The sequence below is a fragment of the Flavobacterium magnum genome, from assembly GCF_003055625.1.
Classification (GTDB): Bacteria; Bacteroidota; Bacteroidia; order Flavobacteriales; family Flavobacteriaceae; genus Flavobacterium; species Flavobacterium magnum.
On record NZ_CP028811.1, the window covers coordinates 1,896,991 to 1,912,173 of the forward strand.

Consider the following 15,183-nt stretch of genomic DNA (forward strand, 5'->3'; position numbering starts at 1 on the left):
AACCGCTTTGGCCTCCTCACAAAAATCCGGTTGAGCCTTGGAAGCCGCCACCTGGTTTTTATTTCGTAATAGCCTTCCGGCTCCGCCAATTGGCGTAGATCCCACAACCAATAAATACCAGGTTGCAGACGATAATCATGATGTGGTTGACGGTGATCTTATCGAAATTCAGTTTTGAAATGAAAATCATCAGGAACACCGAGCCGAAAAGGATGATGGCGTTCCCTGTGTTTTTGCGTTTTGATTCTGCAGCCATAGCGGATTATTTATTGTTGGTTTTTCTACTTTTTACCATGACATCTAGGCCAACACTGATAAAAACAAGGATGCTCGCCAATAACAGGAGATCCACTGTGCGTATTTTTTCAGCGTCATTCTTGTGGCATATCCTGATAAAACCGCAGCGCCTGTATTGAGCAGGATGGTACTGTCTATTTTACGCTTCATCATGGTTGTGTGGCACGTGATTGGGTTTAAACATACTATTTTTTTCAAAATCCAGCGTCGGATTTTAATTGGCCACCGTGCAAACTTTATCGCCGCTTCTGGTTATCTTTGCCGCTTTAAAAACATATTTATGATTACGGTTAACGATGTATCGGTGCAATTTGGCGGAACGACCCTTTTTAGTGAGGTGTCTTTCGCAATCAATGAGAATGACAAAATCGCACTGATGGGCAAAAACGGCGCGGGGAAATCGACATTATTAAAAATTATTGCCGGGGAAAGCAAGCCGTCAACGGGCAGCATTTCCGCCCCAAAAGAAGCCGTAATCGCCTACCTGCCGCAGCATCTGCTCACTAAAGATGATAACACCGTTTTTGAGGAAGCCTCTAAAGCGTTCAGTGAAGTCTTTAGCATGAAGGCTGAAATCGATGAAATCAACGAACAACTCACGATACGGACCGACTACGAAAGCGATGCCTATATGAAACTGATCGAAAGGGTATCTGAACTCAGCGAGAAATTTTATTCCATCGAAGAAATCAATTATGAAGCCGAGGTGGAGAAAGTTTTGAAAGGGCTCGGCTTCCTGCGCGAAGATTTTACGCGTCCGACGTCGGAATTTTCCGGTGGCTGGCGCATGCGCATTGAGTTGGCGAAAATCCTGCTCAAAAAACCGGACCTGATCCTGCTCGATGAGCCTACAAACCACATGGATATCGAAAGCATCGAATGGCTGGAGGATTTCTTGATCAATTCGGCCAAAGCGGTCATTGTCATTTCCCACGACCGCGCTTTCGTCGACAACATTACAAACCGGACCATAGAGGTGACCATGGGCCGTATTTACGACTATAAGGCGAAATATTCCCACTACCTCGAACTGCGCAAAGACCGTCGTTTACACCAGCAGAAGGCGTACGAGGAACAGCAAAAGATGATTGCCGAGAACATGGAATTCATCGAACGTTTCAAAGGCACTTATTCCAAGACGCTGCAGGTACAATCCCGCGTGAAGATGCTCGAAAAGCTGGAGTTGGTCGAAGTCGACGAAGTCGATACGTCGGCATTGCGCCTGAAATTCCCGCCATCGCCAAGAAGCGGGCAGTATCCGGTGGTCGTTAACGGCCTGTCAAAGCACTATGATGGGCACGTTGTTTTTAACGACGCCAACCTCGTCATTGAAAGAGGGCAGAAGGTGGCCTTCGTAGGGAAGAACGGAGAGGGGAAATCGACGATGGTCAAAGCCATCATGAAAGAACTCACACCGGACTCCGGTAAAGTCGAGATCGGCCACAACGCTCAGATTGGCTATTTTGCTCAGAACCAGGCGTCACTGCTTGACGGGGAGCTCACGGTCTTCGAAACCATCGACCGTATTGCTGAAGGCGACATCCGTACCCAGATCAAGAATTTACTTGGCGCCTTTATGTTTGGTGGTGATGATGTACAGAAGAAAGTGAAAGTGCTTTCCGGCGGCGAGAAAACCCGTCTGGCGATGATTAAACTGCTGCTCGAACCGGTAAATGTCCTGATTCTCGATGAGCCTACGAACCACCTTGACATGAAAACCAAGGATATCATCAAGGATGCGCTCAGGGATTTCGATGGCACGCTGGTGCTCGTCTCGCACGATCGTGATTTCCTTGACGGCCTGGCTGAAAAAGTATTCGAGTTTGGAAACAAACGCGTTAAAGAGCATTTTGAAGACATCAAAGGGTTTCTTGCCCATAAGAAAATGGAAAGCCTGCGGGAAATTGAAAAGTAACCGATCAGGGGTTATACGATAACGCTCTCGGAACGGTCATCAGGTAAATGGTGGCCGTTTTTTCGTCAGAATCGCTGTCCTCGCAAACCAGGAATTCCAATGCGGTTTCGGTCTGCCGGTAAAAGGTAAGGCCTTCGAATTTGTGCCTGCCCGGAATCATCATGACGTCCTCGACATGGTAATTTTCGGGGTTCATCCTTCCGAAAATACTGCCGATGATGGTGCCATCCTCGTAGGTCGATTTGGTATCTTCCGCCGACGCCAGGAAAAAAATCGCGTCACCGACTGTAGTTGCGTCTGTAAATGATGCGGCAAATCCGTCGATATCCGGAAGGTGTACCGGGACGAACCGCACGGCATTCCCGGGTTCATTCCTTGAAATAAAGACGCCGTTGCAGCCACCCGCGCCGTTGCCGCGCTGGAAAAACAGCCAGTGGCCGTCACGGAATACCGCACCTTCAATATTGAATTCCGATGCAGGCACTGAGGCACTGCGTTGCAGGCTTTCGTAACGTGCAGAGAGGTCTTCGGTGACGACGCTGCCGGAACGTAGATCGTAAATATACAGCAGGCACCGGTTAGGCTTTGATCCGGAACCGAAGGCGTAAATACGATTCTTGTACAGTGTCAATGATTCCACATCAGGTTTAGCGGGCTTTGGGATATGTTCAGCGGGATCGGCTGCGAGCGGCACCGTACTGCAACGATCCGTTGCGGGATCGAACACGTAAAGGTATTGGCTGTTGTCGGCAATCAGGTACAAGGTGCGGTCATGGTACAAAATCCCCGAGGCGGCACTGATGCCCGGGATCTGGAAGTAAGGACGGATAGCGCAGGTGACCATGGCGGGTGGGGATAGCCCGGATGGAAGCGGCATCCTTTTCCTTTTTTCTTTAAAAAGGAAAAGATACAGCGTACAGCCGGAAATTGCTACAAATAAAAATTAAGCGTAACATATTGACACCTTAAATATATACATTTATGTGAAATATGCAATTATGGAAAAAATCAAAGCAGCCGATTTTAGGGTGACTGAAGGCATTTCCTTAAGTGACATCCCTACGAAAATAGACATCGGCGCCAGCGAAGACAAGGTCATAAAGAAGCTGGCCAAGACACGGCAAAAGCTCAGCAGCATGCAGGATGTGATGTATGCCCACAAGAAATACAATGTGCTGGTGTGCTTCCAGGGAATGGACACGTCCGGGAAAGACAGCCTGATCCGGGAAGTGTTCCGGGAATTTAACCCGCGCGGCGTGGAAGTGCAGAGTTTCAAGACCCCGACATCAGCGGAGCTCGAGCACGATTACCTCTGGCGGCACTACATCCGATTGCCTGAAAAAGGAAAATTCGGTGTATTTAACCGATCACATTACGAAAATGTGCTGATCAGCCGTGTGCATCCGGAATATGTGCTCGGTGAAGACATTCCCGGGATTGAATCCGTTGAGGACATCCCGAAGGATTTCTGGAAAAAGCGCCTCAGGGAAATCCGGAATTTTGAGTCCCATCTCGTGAACAACGGCACCATCATCATGAAATTCTTCCTGCACATCAGCAAGGAAGAACAGCGCGAGCGCTTGCTGCGGCGCCTTGATGAGGAAAAGCACAACTGGAAATTTTCGCCGGATGACCTTAAGGAGCGTGACTGCTGGGAGGCCTACCAGGAATTTTATGAGGAAGCGATCAACGAAACGTCGGTCAGGCAGGCACCCTGGTTCATCATTCCTGCTGATGACAAGGATGTGGCGCGGCTCATTACGGCAAAAATCATCCGCCAGGAAATGAAGCAATACAAGGATATTACCGAACCGGAACTCAGCGACGAAGTGAAAGACCGTATTGCCTTTTACAGGAAAAAGCTTGGTGAGGGAAAATAAAAAAACGTGCCTTGAGGGGCACGTTTTTCGTTTGACTTGTTTTGGTGTTTTTTTATAGGTCGAATCCGTATGCAATACGCGCGGCAAGCTGTCCGATTCCTTTTTCGCCGTTGGCATCGCGGAATTTATTGTAGAATTCGTAACGCAGGCTCAGGTCAAGGTGCTTGGTAGCATAACCCACTCCCGGTGCGAAAATCAACGATGTATCATCATAGTCTGCGGTTACCGGTATGGCAGCACCCAATTCTCCCTGAAGGTAAAAGGTATCGCCCCATACAAATCCCTTGAATCCTGCTTTAGCAGGGATGAAGCCCAAATCATCACCGTCACCATCTACAAACAGGTGTGTATAACCTGTGGTAATGGTAAGCGAGTTGCGTTTTGAGAAATTGTACTGAAGGCGGGCATCTGCACCCACGGCAGCACCGTAGCCGTCTTCAAAGACATAACCGCCGGAAAGTCCGAAGCCAAGTTTAAACCCCTGGTCGTAAGTTGCCGGGTTGTCAGAGGCCACCTGAGGGTTGGTCTGTGCATGCGTCGTGTTGATGGCCAGTGCGATACATGCCGCTGTAAATAATCCTTTAATTGCTGTTTTCATGATCTTCATTTTTTAATTTGTTAATTGAGTCAGTTTGATTTGTTAGTACTATTCTTAGCAAAATCATATTGCAAATATAGAGTCGGCATTTTTGAGGTCGGTTACAGAATTACAGGGTATTGTTATAATGTACACAGGTAGGCTTTTTCATACATAAATGCGAAGGATGCGATTCGTCGGAAGAAGTTTCCAGACAGGGGGTATTCGGTTTTAACCCGCGGCATTTCTGCTTTATGCTTTCAGCCTTTTACGTTACCTTTGCGCGAAAATTTCGGCATGTTTGCACAATACACCAAAGAATTCCGCTACAACCTTAAACTCGCATACCCGGTGATCCTGGGAATGATCGGGCATGTGATGATCCAGATCGTCGATAACATCATGGTGGGTAAACTGGGCAGCACCGAACTGGCTGCGGTGTCGTTGGGCAACAGCATGATTTTTGTAGCGATGTCATTGGGCATCGGTTTTTCCACGGCCATAACCCCGATTGTCGGCGAGGGCGATGTGGAAAAAGATACGGGCAAGATCCGGGCGGCGTTCCACCACGGTTTGTTCCTGTGTTCCATCTTAGGTGTCGTGCTGTTCCTGCTGGTAGTGCTTGCAAAACCGGTAATGGAGTTGCTGCAGCAGCCGCCTGAAGTGATCGTGCTTGCGAAACCCTACCTGGACTGGGTGGCATTTTCGCTGGTCCCACTGATCATTTATCAGGGATACAAGCAATTTGCCGATGGTTTATCGATGACAAAATTCTCGATGTATGCGATCGTGATGGCCAACATCGTGCACGTTGGCATCAACTATTGCCTGATTTACGGCGTATGGATTTTTCCCGAAATGGGCATTGTCGGGGCGGCGTTGGGCACGGTGATTTCCCGCATACTGATGGTGACCTTCATGCACATCATCCTGTCACGCCAGGAAAAACTCAAATCCTATTTTAAAGGCTTTACTTTCGCCGAGATCAAAAAAAGTATGCTCCGCAAAATCATCAACCTGGGTTTGCCCTCAGCAATGCAGATGATGTTTGAAGTGGTGCTTTTTACCGCTGCGATCTGGCTTTGCGGAAATATCGGTAAAACGAGCCAGGCGGCCAACCAGATTGCGTTAAGCCTCGCCTCCTTTACCTTTATGTTTGCAATGGGACTCAGCGTAGTCTCCATGATCCGGGTGAGCAACCAGCGCGGTTTGCAGGATTATAATAACCTGGTCGTTGTTGCGCGCTCGATATTCCTGCTGTCGATTATTATCGAGATCGTATTTGCGCTGCTGTTTATCGCTTTTCACCAAAGCCTGCCGTACCTGTTCCTCAATATGGACAACACGTTGCAGGAAGTCGACAATGCCGAGGTCATTTCCATCGCGTCGAAGTTACTCGTCGTAGCCGCTGTTTTCCAGATTTCCGACGGCATACAGGTGGTCGTACTCGGCGCCTTACGTGGCTTGCAGGATGTAAAGATCCCAATGTATATTACGTTTGTTGCGTATTGGGTCATCGGTTTCCCGATTTCGTGGTACCTCGGGGAACACACGGAACTGAAAGCGGCCGGTGTCTGGATCGGATTGCTCGCAGGGCTTACGGCCGCAGCATTATTTTTGTATATTCGCTTTCATTATCTAACAAAAAAGATGCGGAATCAGCCAATCGATCCGTCGGGCCAAACAAAGCCGATGAACAACGCCTGGCACTAAGACATTCTTTAAATCGTCATTCTACAATTCAATAATATGGAACTACCAAAATTCGTCCTGGCCGACAACTCCGATTTTCCTGAGGATATTTTTATCATCCACCTTGATTATCCGCGTTTTATCATCAATCTCAAGGACGACGAAGTCGAAATTATGGAAGAGGCTGAGGACCTTGATGAAGCCGAGCTGAACGCTGAAATGGAAAGCCTGATCATCGAGGCGAATGCTTTCTACGACCGTGAAATGGAACGGTATGAAGGGGAAAATTAATTGTGCCGACTGCGTCGTAACCGAGAATCCGGATAAACAAACAGACGCCTCGTCATTGCGTTTCCAATCCCAAACGTTTACAACAATCAAAAATATCATATGAAGAAAATTATCTATGGCCTGGCCGTGTGCCTGGCAATCCTGATGGCGTCCTGTGGCAAGGACAGTGACAACGAGGAAATCCTGAAATACACAACCGAGAAAACCCTCGCAATTGTCAAGATCAACCTGCAGCAGCTCGATAAAAAACTGCCGAAGGACGAAATGCTCAACGACAAAACGGGTAATTTTTCGGACAAGGACAGGGAAAAGATGGAATTGTTCCTGAATGCAGATAAGAATGGCGTCGATATCGAAAGGCCGTTATACCTTATGACCGACCAGGACAGGGACGGATTTGCGTTCTCTTTTTTCGGGTGGCTCGCTGACCAATCGAAATTCACTGCCAATTTTTCAAAGATTACCGGTTCTAAAATACGCATCGACGCGACCACGCAATTGATTTATGCCAATGATCAGCTTATCGGCAGCATACAGGACGATATGATCGTACTCTCGCGCCACGTCGGCAATCCGATGGCGATGGTCTACGGAGGTTCTACAGGTTCTCCAGACAATACGCTGACGGCTGGTTTCTATACGGCCCTGTGGAAGCGCAAGCCGGTTGATAATAAAAATGCCATTGACCAGATTGAAAAATCACTCGACAGCGGGTCTGATGTCAGTTCGTGGATCAACCTTTACGGCATGATCAACACGTTTTCAAAAGGCTACATCGAAACGCTCGCGGTCAACAAATTGCTTATCGGCGCAGGATTTGGCGTCAGCCTGAATTTTGGAGAAGGGAAGATTGCATTCAAAGGGAGTACGTTCTTCAATGATGATCTGAAAAAATTGGTGCAGAAATTCTATAACGGCAAGACGGTGGATTACAATATCGTGAAAAACATCGAAATCGACCGTACCAAAAATTACAGCCTCGGATACATGAGTCCGGAATTTATCAGGTATTTTGTGAAAGAGGCCGGCTTTGAATCGATGGCCAATAATTTCCTCGAATCGAGAGGCATCACCTTAGAAGAGATCACCAATGCGCTGACCGGCCAGTATGCCTTCACCCAGTTCCGCGAGGACGATACCGCCCAGGCGGCGCCCCAGGTTGACGAGTACGGTTTTCCGGTGGTGTCATACGCGCAGCCAAAATTCCTGCTGGCCCTGGGTATACACGCGGATAAAGCCCAAAAACTCATCGGCCTCGTGACCGCAGAACCAATGCTTGAGCAAAATGCCAAAGTGTATCACGATAAGGAATTGCTCGTGGTGGCCACAAACGAAAATGACATGGCGCTGCTTAAAACCAATAAGCCCGCGGTCAACAGTTCGCTTAAAAAACAATCTGGGGTGACCGGCTACAGCTGGTCAGACGCTTCTGATGCCAACAACATGCTTCAAACCGGCAACAGGAAATTGAAAGTCGTAAGCATGGAATCGATCTCGAACGTCAGGGACGGTAACTTCACTTCAGAGGTGACTATTACTGTCGATAAAAGCAAAAAAAATGTACTTCATTACCTGATGGGATATGAATAGCATCACGCTCGACGGCATCACGCCAAAATACTTTGTCCCGAAAACAATGGCGACTGCCGCTACGATCTGGAACACGAAAACCACTTTCACGAAAGGCGAATATTATCTTGTGATTGCGCCATCCGGAAGTGGAAAATCGACTTTGGCAACGGCGATGCTCGGGAATCATTTTGAATATGACGGGACTATTTTATATGACCTGGTAAGTCTCAAAACGCAGTCGCTTGAGCAGATTGTGGCGTTCCGAAGGAACCAGCTCCAGTTGCTTTTTCAGGATGTGCGCCTGATCCCGGACCTTACCGTCCGTGAGAATGTGCTGTTGCGGACGTTCGGTAAAAAGAATGCCGACTTTGAAAGCAAGCTGCAATCGTACGCGGACACGCTGGGCATATTGCCGCTACTTGACAAAAAGGCGAAGAACTGTTCCTACGGGGAAAGACAACGTTCCGCGATCGTGCGTAGCCTCATAAACCCGACTGATTTTCTCGTGTATGACGAATGTTTCAGCCACCTCGACCTCAAAAACAAGCAAATTGCATTTGACCTGATTATTCGGGTGGCCGAGGCGCATGGGAGCGGTGTGATATTTTTTGAGCTCAATGATTTTCCGTTCCCGCATCAATGCCATATCCTGAATTTATGATGAAACAACTGACCAAATCCTTTTTCCTGTACCTGGGATTGTTCCTGGCGTTTGCGCTGGTGTTGAGCTGTGCACAGCTTTATGTGAATGCCAATGCACTCTTCGGAAGCAGGAGCAGTGAGGCCAACTATTGGCTGACGATGTCCAAAACCATTACGCCGGACAACATTGGCAGGAAGGAATTGATCGGCTTCAATGACAGGGATATCGCCGATCTGAAAACGTGGAAGGAAGTCAAAAGCCTCTATCCGGTCGTATCAAACGATTTTAAGGTCTCGGCCGACGGGGGTGATTTTATTCCGTTTTATACCGATATGTATCTCGAAGCCGTGGATGACGATGCCATTGACATCCGCGATTTGTCCGCATTCAAAGTCAAGGGCAACGTGCTCCCGATCATCATCTCGCGCGAATACCTGAACCTGTACAACTACGGCTTTGCACTGAACCAGGGTTTGCCGCAGATCACCGAGGAATTTGCCAAAAAGATTGAAGTCAATATCAACCTCAGGCTAAAGGAGAAGAACCTCAGGTACACCGGCAGGCTTGTGGGCTTGTCAGACAGGATCCACTCGGTTTTGGTACCGAAGCATTTCCTGGATTCGATCAACGGCACACAGGACTTCAGTAAGGCGCACCAGAATATCTTCACACGTGTGCTCGTGAAGGTAAACGATGCCAGCGATCAGGACCTGATTGAGAAAATGAAGCAGAAAGGTTACGAATCCAATCAGGAATCGCTGCGTTCGGCAAAAATAAAAAGCAAGTTGTTCCTGGTACTGAAGACCATCGCCCTGATTGGCGGATTCATTTTCCTGTTGTGTATTTTTATGATTGTGAATTTTATCAAGATGCAGTTCCTGGAACAGCACGAAGCCGTCTCCATAAAATATTCGCTGGGATACTCCCCACGGAAGATGGTGCGTTCCATCAGCCGCTTTTTCAGTATTAACCTGGGTATAGTGTTGCTGATCTGTCTGGGGTTGCTGTCTGTCGGCCAATACTACCTCGGTACGGCACCCATAGCCAATGGGCTGCTCCCGAAGTTCATCCACATCTACCTCTGGCCATTGGTTTTGATCGTGCCGCTGGTGGTGTATGTGGTCGTCAACTGGCTGATTTACCGCTGGCTGATCAAATCCTGGAAATTTTAGGCTTTAAAATACTGTTCCAATAAAAGACGGGCCGCTGCAAATGGGGATATTTCACCCTGCTGCACGGCCCTTTTCATATCGTCCAAAGATGCCGAAATGTCGCTGTTGTTGAAAAACCTTTCCTTGAGTTGGCGCTCGATCGTTTCCATCATCCAGTACTGGTTTTGCGCCGCGCGCCGTTTTTCAAAGAAGCCATTGGATTTAGTGAGCCGGAGGTATTCCGAGATGGTTTCCCACACGGCTCCAATACCGGTCTTCTCCACTGCGCTGCACGTGGAAACCGTCGGCTGCCATCCCGAATCTTTTGCCGGGAATAAATGCAGCGCCCTGTTGAATTCCGTTTTAGCGAGCTGGGCCCTTTTGATATTGTCGCCGTCTGCTTTGTTGATGACAATCGCATCGGCCATTTCCATGATGCCGCGCTTGATGCCCTGCAGCTCGTCGCCCGCGCCGGATATCTTGAGCAGCAGAAAGAAGTCGGTCATGCTGTGTACGGCCGTCTCACTCTGTCCCACACCGACGGTTTCAATCACGATAATGTCAAACCCCGCCGCTTCACATAAAATGATCGCTTCACGCGTTTTCCTCGCCACGCCGCCCAAAGCTTCTCCTGAGGCTGAGGGCCTGATGTAAGCCCGCTCATCTTTAACGAGTTCTTCCATGCGGGTTTTGTCGCCCAGGATGCTGCCGTGCGAAAGGGTGCTGCTCGGATCTACTGCCAGTACGGCTACCTTCCTGCCGATTGCGGTGAGCTGGGAGCCGAACGCCTCGATGAAGGTACTTTTCCCTACGCCGGGCACCCCGGTGATCCCGATACGCACCGATCGGTTGGCATGTGGCAGGCAGCCATTTATGACTGTTGTCGCTTTTTCAAAATGATCCGGGTTGGTGCTTTCAATCAGCGTGATGGCTCGGCTCAAAGCTGTTTTGTCTCCGCGGATGATGCCTGATATCAACGCTTCGGCACTGGGCTGGATGCGTCTATAATTGCGTACCTGCTGCGCTGACTGGGCGCTGACGGTATCTGGCGGCGGGATGCCGGCCTTTTCCTGAAGTGTCGCGGGTCTTTTGTTTTTGTCTGGCAAAATCGTGCGTTTGGTACGTAAAAGTAATCATAATTCACAATTCCTGATTTGTAATCTCTAATTTTGCCGCATGGAAAACATCCTACTGATTTTTATCTGCCTGTTTGTAGGGCTGATGCTGCAGCGGGTCCGGCAATTGCCCGCGCAGGCCCATAAGGTATTGAACCTGTTTGTCATTTACGTCTCGCTTCCTGCGCTGGCGCTGTACTACATACCGAAAATCGTTCTGGGTCCTGCACTGCTGTATCCGCTGGGCGTGGCCTGGATCGGATTCGGTTTTTCGTTCTTATTCTTCCGCACACTGGGACAATGGCTGAAATGGCCGCGCAGGCTTACGGGCTGCCTGATCATCGTGTCCGGGTTGGGGAATACGTCATTCGTAGGGTTTCCGGTCATACAGGCCTTGTATGGAGAACAGGGACTGCAGACGGCCATCATTGTGGATCAACCGGGCTCATTCGTGGTGATGGCCACGTTGGGGATCATTACGGCGATGGTGTTTTCCGGCAACAAACCCGATCTGCGTACGATATCGATGAAGATATTGATTTTCCCGCCGTTTGTCGCGTTTGTACTGGCTGCAGTCATGAACCTGCTTAACACCGATTTCCCAACGCTTTTGCAACAGTCACTGCAGAAACTCGGCGCGACGGTGACCCCTATCGCCCTGGTGTCAGTAGGTTTACAGCTTACGTTTGACGTGAAGAGCAGGCACTGGCGTTTTTTGTCGCTTGGGTTGTTGTTTAAACTATTTTTGACGCCCGCGTTGATTTTCATATTGTACCGGTGCATCCTTGGGGAAAAAGGAATGGCGATCGACGTCTCGGTGATGGAAGCGGCGATGGCACCGATGATTACCGGTGCGATCGTGGCTTCGGGTTACGGACTCAAGCCGAAACTGAGCAGTATGATGATCGGGATTGGGATTCCGTTGTCGTTCCTGACCCTGTGTTTTTGGCACTGGATACTGTCCGTCGCGTAGGATGTTTGCGTTAGGGATAGCAATGGAAATCCTTTTTTTGTCAACGGAAATGGCCCGGTTATCCCGTCGCAGGCCGACAAAAAAAGATTGCAATGGATAGCCCGGCCGCAGGCAACGCCCAAATAAAATCAACAATACTGCGCCATTTTTTATATAAATAGTATTTTTGGTGCACACTCCATAATTCCAGATTTGCATGAATCAAATAACCGATGGTACGATAATCGCCGCGTTGCAGCAGATTGCTGGTCAGTCCTTTGTTTTTTCGGATGTTGACACCCTGACACACTACGGGCATGATGAAACAGAGGATTACAGTTTTCCGCCCGGTGTCGTCGTAAAACCGGGGACAGCATCGGAGGTTTCCGCGATTATGCGACTGGCCAATGAACACCACCTCCCTGTTGTCCCGATAGGCGGCAGGACCGGTTTGAGCGGCGGTGCCTTGAGCATTCACGGCGGCATCGGGCTTTCGATGGAACGTTTCAATAAGATTATCCACATTGATGAGCAGAATTTGCAGGTAACCGTTGAGCCGGGTGTGATTACCCAGACGCTTAGGGAACGTGTGGCAAGTACAGGGCTTTTTTATCCGGTGGATCCCAGCAGCCAGGGCAGCTGTTTCATAGGCGGGAATGTCGCCGAGAACTCGGGCGGCGCACGCGCAGTGAAATACGGTGTGACAAAAGACTATGTGCTGAATCTCGAAGTGGCGCTGCCTAATGGCGAAATCATCTGGACGGGCGCCAACACATTAAAAAATGCAACGGGCTATAACCTCACCCAGTTGATGGTTGGCAGCGAAGGGACCTTGGGCATCATCACGAAGATTGTATTGAAATTGCTGCCGGCCCATACGCATAATATCCTGATGCTGGTACCATTTTACAAGGCCGAAGAGGCTTGTGAAGCGGTCTCAGCGATTTTCAGGGCGGGAATCGTGCCGAGCGCACTCGAGTTTATGGAGCGCGATGCCATTGACTGGGCGGTACAATATGTGGATGGACTCAGTGTCGCTGTAAAGCACGGCATCGAGGCGCATTTACTGATAGAGGTGGACGGCAATCATCCCGACGTACTGTTTTCGGAAGCTGAAAAGATTATGGCAGTGGTAGAAAATTTTGAGATTGATGAGGTGCTTTTTGCCGATACTGAAGACCAGAAAAATGCACTGTGGAAAATGCGGCGCAGCATCGCCGAAGCGGTCAAATCGAATTCGGTTTACAAGGAAGAGGATACGGTAGTGCCGCGTTATGAGTTGCCTAAGTTGCTGCGGGGCATCAAAGAAATCGGTACCAAGTACGGATTCAGATCCGTTTGCTATGGTCATGCCGGCGACGGGAACCTGCACGTAAACATCATAAAGGGCGACATGTCTGACGAGCGCTGGAAGACAGAGGTGCCGAAGGGCATCCGTGAAATCTTCAGCCTGACTGTTGCGCTAAAAGGGACGCTGTCAGGAGAGCACGGCATCGGATATGTGCAGAAAAATTATATGGACATCGCGTTCAGCGCGCCACACCTGGCTGTGATGCGCGGCATCAAGAAGGTTTTCGATCCGAACAATATATTGAATCCCGGGAAAATTTTCCCTGACCAGCACTGACTGTAAAATACGACATTTTACGTATTGCCCGGCGCCGGGGACGAGTGTATTTTTACAAAAAATTATTAACTAATCAATTTTACATCATGAAAAAATTACTCTTAAGTGTGGCTGCCGTTCTGGCCTTTGGCGTAGTAAGTGCGCAGGATTCAGACGGAATGCGATTCGGTGCCAAAGCGGGTTTTGCCTCTTTGTCATCAAAAGTTAAAGTGGCGGGTGTTTCTGCTAACGGTTCGGATTCCGGATTTTTCGGCGGCCTGTTTGCTGAATTCCCTATCTCGGAATCATTTGGATTTAAGCCTGAACTGCTGTATGTGGCGGTGGGCGACGTCAATCAGATCCAATTGCCTTTGCACCTGAAATATGACGTAACCGAAGGTTTTGGTTTGTTCACGGGTCCGAATCTTGGTTTTATCACCGGGGCTGAGGATGGTACAAAGTCATTCAACTACGGTATCGATTTGGGCGCGTCTTACGACATCACCGAAGAAATTGTTGCCGATGCGCGCTACAACATCGGGCTGGCGAATCTTGTGGAAAATGGCGACAGCGACAACTCAATCAAACTAAGCGGATTTTATATCGGCGTAGGGTACAGGTTCTAGTATTTGTTTTTAGTTATTAAAAAAGCCATCAGGAAACTGATGGCTTTTTCTTTTAGTCCCTTTTCGGGGTGTTCTTCTTATCCCTTTTCTCCGCTTTTTTCTCCTTTGCGGTTTTCAGGGGTTCTTTCTTTGCGGTTTTCTTCGCGTCGTGACTTTTTGCCATGGTTGTTGGTTTTAAAAGGTTAGCTGACGTAAAAGTATAGGAAGGCTTTCTGTTACAATCCTAAAGCAGTCTTGATTTTCTCGTCAAAAATCATATTAAAGAGTTGCTCGTTGTCATAGTTTACAAAGGTCCACTCATTTTTTGTCGTGTCATCGGCCACCCCAATCATTACTGCAGGTCCTTCCAGCGTAAAGGTTTTGGTCGCTTTGTCGTAATTTACTTTGTCAAACTGTGGCGCGCTTTTCAGGCCCTGTTCCATAGTGCTGACCATGCCGTCGGTCACGTCACCCTTGAGCGTCATTTTCATGCCGTTCCTGTACTTGATGACACTGAACTTTTTTCCGTCGATCTCCTTCACATCGGTGTAGGTAAATACGGGTTTCATATCCGAGAGCGTAATGGCCATCTGTTCGTTATCGAACATGCCTTTCATCATCCCGGAAAGCGTTTCACGGTCAACGATGTCGAACACTTTAGGATAGGTGAGATCCATAATCGCATCAAAATTCATGTCGATAGAGGATTTGTACATTTTCTGGGTTTGTGCTTTCAGGCCGTCCAATGTCTGGGAAAAACCGGTCGAAACGGTAATGAACAATAAAAGGGCAAGGATTTTTTTCATGGAGTTGATAGTGTTATATGATTTACTAAAAATATAAAAAAAATCCCCGCTGTAGTTACAATCGGGGATTTTATATCAGAT

The 15,183-nt window shown here is 48.6% G+C and carries 15 protein-coding genes; 10 read left to right on the forward strand and 5 right to left on the reverse strand.

The genetic code is table 11. The features are described 5' to 3' along the window. Positions 1–58 precede the first annotated feature (58 nt). Positions 59–256: a hypothetical protein gene (locus HYN48_RS07795; protein ID WP_108370569.1), complete on the reverse strand. Its 198-nt coding sequence runs from the start codon at positions 254–256 to the stop codon at positions 59–61. 321 nt (positions 257–577) lie between these two features. On the opposite strand from HYN48_RS07795, the gene HYN48_RS07800 reads away from it, so the two are divergent. Further along, positions 578–2,212: an ABC-F family ATP-binding cassette domain-containing protein gene (locus tag HYN48_RS07800; protein ID WP_108373476.1), complete on the forward strand. Its 1,635-nt coding sequence runs from the start codon at positions 578–580 to the stop codon at positions 2,210–2,212. Between the two features lie 4 nt (positions 2,213–2,216). Here the strand turns inward: HYN48_RS07800 and HYN48_RS07805 are convergent, their stop codons facing one another. Further along, positions 2,217–3,089, reverse strand: coding sequence for a DUF6929 family protein (locus tag HYN48_RS07805; RefSeq protein ID WP_108370570.1), 873 nt, complete (start codon positions 3,087–3,089; stop codon positions 2,217–2,219). A 121-nt stretch (positions 3,090–3,210) separates the two neighbouring features. Between HYN48_RS07805 and HYN48_RS07810 the strand changes: the two genes are divergently transcribed. Beyond that, complete coding sequence (locus HYN48_RS07810; RefSeq protein ID WP_108370571.1) at positions 3,211–4,092, forward strand: PPK2 family polyphosphate kinase; 882 nt, start codon at positions 3,211–3,213, stop codon at positions 4,090–4,092. Between the two features lie 52 nt (positions 4,093–4,144). Here the strand turns inward: HYN48_RS07810 and HYN48_RS07815 are convergent, their stop codons facing one another. Further along, positions 4,145–4,690: a hypothetical protein gene (locus tag HYN48_RS07815; protein WP_245945935.1), complete on the reverse strand. Its 546-nt coding sequence runs from the start codon at positions 4,688–4,690 to the stop codon at positions 4,145–4,147. A gap of 276 nt (positions 4,691–4,966) precedes the next feature. On the opposite strand from HYN48_RS07815, the gene HYN48_RS07820 reads away from it, so the two are divergent. The 5 genes from HYN48_RS07820 (at position 4,967) to HYN48_RS07840 (ending at position 10,039) form a co-directional block, all read left to right on the forward strand. Continuing rightward, positions 4,967–6,382 (forward strand): MATE family efflux transporter, encoded by a 1,416-nt coding sequence (locus tag HYN48_RS07820; protein ID WP_108370573.1) that lies wholly within the window; start codon positions 4,967–4,969, stop codon positions 6,380–6,382. Positions 6,383–6,418: 36 nt separating this feature from the next. Continuing rightward, positions 6,419–6,652 (forward strand): hypothetical protein, encoded by a 234-nt coding sequence (locus HYN48_RS07825; protein WP_108370574.1) that lies wholly within the window; start codon positions 6,419–6,421, stop codon positions 6,650–6,652. 99 nt (positions 6,653–6,751) lie between these two features. Next, positions 6,752–8,242 carry a hypothetical protein gene (locus tag HYN48_RS07830; protein WP_108370575.1) on the forward strand — a complete coding sequence of 497 codons (1,491 nt, stop codon included), beginning with the start codon at positions 6,752–6,754 and terminating at the stop codon, positions 8,240–8,242. Beyond that, positions 8,235–8,885: an ATP-binding cassette domain-containing protein gene (locus HYN48_RS07835; protein WP_108370576.1), complete on the forward strand. Its 651-nt coding sequence runs from the start codon at positions 8,235–8,237 to the stop codon at positions 8,883–8,885. Before HYN48_RS07830 ends, HYN48_RS07835 begins: the two co-directional genes overlap by 8 nt. Next, positions 8,882–10,039, forward strand: coding sequence for a hypothetical protein (locus HYN48_RS07840; protein WP_108370577.1), 1,158 nt, complete (start codon positions 8,882–8,884; stop codon positions 10,037–10,039). Before HYN48_RS07835 ends, HYN48_RS07840 begins: the two co-directional genes overlap by 4 nt. Here the strand turns inward: HYN48_RS07840 and meaB are convergent. Beyond that, positions 10,036–11,124: a methylmalonyl Co-A mutase-associated GTPase MeaB gene (gene meaB / locus HYN48_RS07845; protein ID WP_108370578.1), complete on the reverse strand. Its 1,089-nt coding sequence runs from the start codon at positions 11,122–11,124 to the stop codon at positions 10,036–10,038. The genes HYN48_RS07840 and meaB overlap by 4 nt on opposite strands. Before the next feature lie 70 nt (positions 11,125–11,194). Between meaB and HYN48_RS07850 the strand changes: the two genes are divergently transcribed. The 3 genes from HYN48_RS07850 (at position 11,195) to HYN48_RS07860 (ending at position 14,317) form a co-directional block, all read left to right on the forward strand. Next, positions 11,195–12,106, forward strand: a complete 912-nt coding sequence (locus tag HYN48_RS07850) for an AEC family transporter (RefSeq protein ID WP_108370579.1) — start codon at positions 11,195–11,197, stop codon at positions 12,104–12,106. Positions 12,107–12,302: 196 nt separating this feature from the next. Next, a complete protein-coding gene (locus HYN48_RS07855) occupies positions 12,303–13,712 on the forward strand; it encodes an FAD-binding oxidoreductase (RefSeq protein WP_108370580.1) in 1,410 nt (469 codons plus the stop codon). Positions 13,713–13,798: 86 nt separating this feature from the next. Next, positions 13,799–14,317: a porin family protein gene (locus tag HYN48_RS07860; RefSeq protein WP_108370581.1), complete on the forward strand. Its 519-nt coding sequence runs from the start codon at positions 13,799–13,801 to the stop codon at positions 14,315–14,317. Positions 14,318–14,532: 215 nt separating this feature from the next. Here HYN48_RS07860 and HYN48_RS07870 read toward each other — a convergent pair whose 3' ends face one another. Further along, positions 14,533–15,102: a hypothetical protein gene (locus tag HYN48_RS07870; RefSeq protein ID WP_108370583.1), complete on the reverse strand. Its 570-nt coding sequence runs from the start codon at positions 15,100–15,102 to the stop codon at positions 14,533–14,535. Between the last annotated feature and the right edge of the window lie 81 nt (positions 15,103–15,183).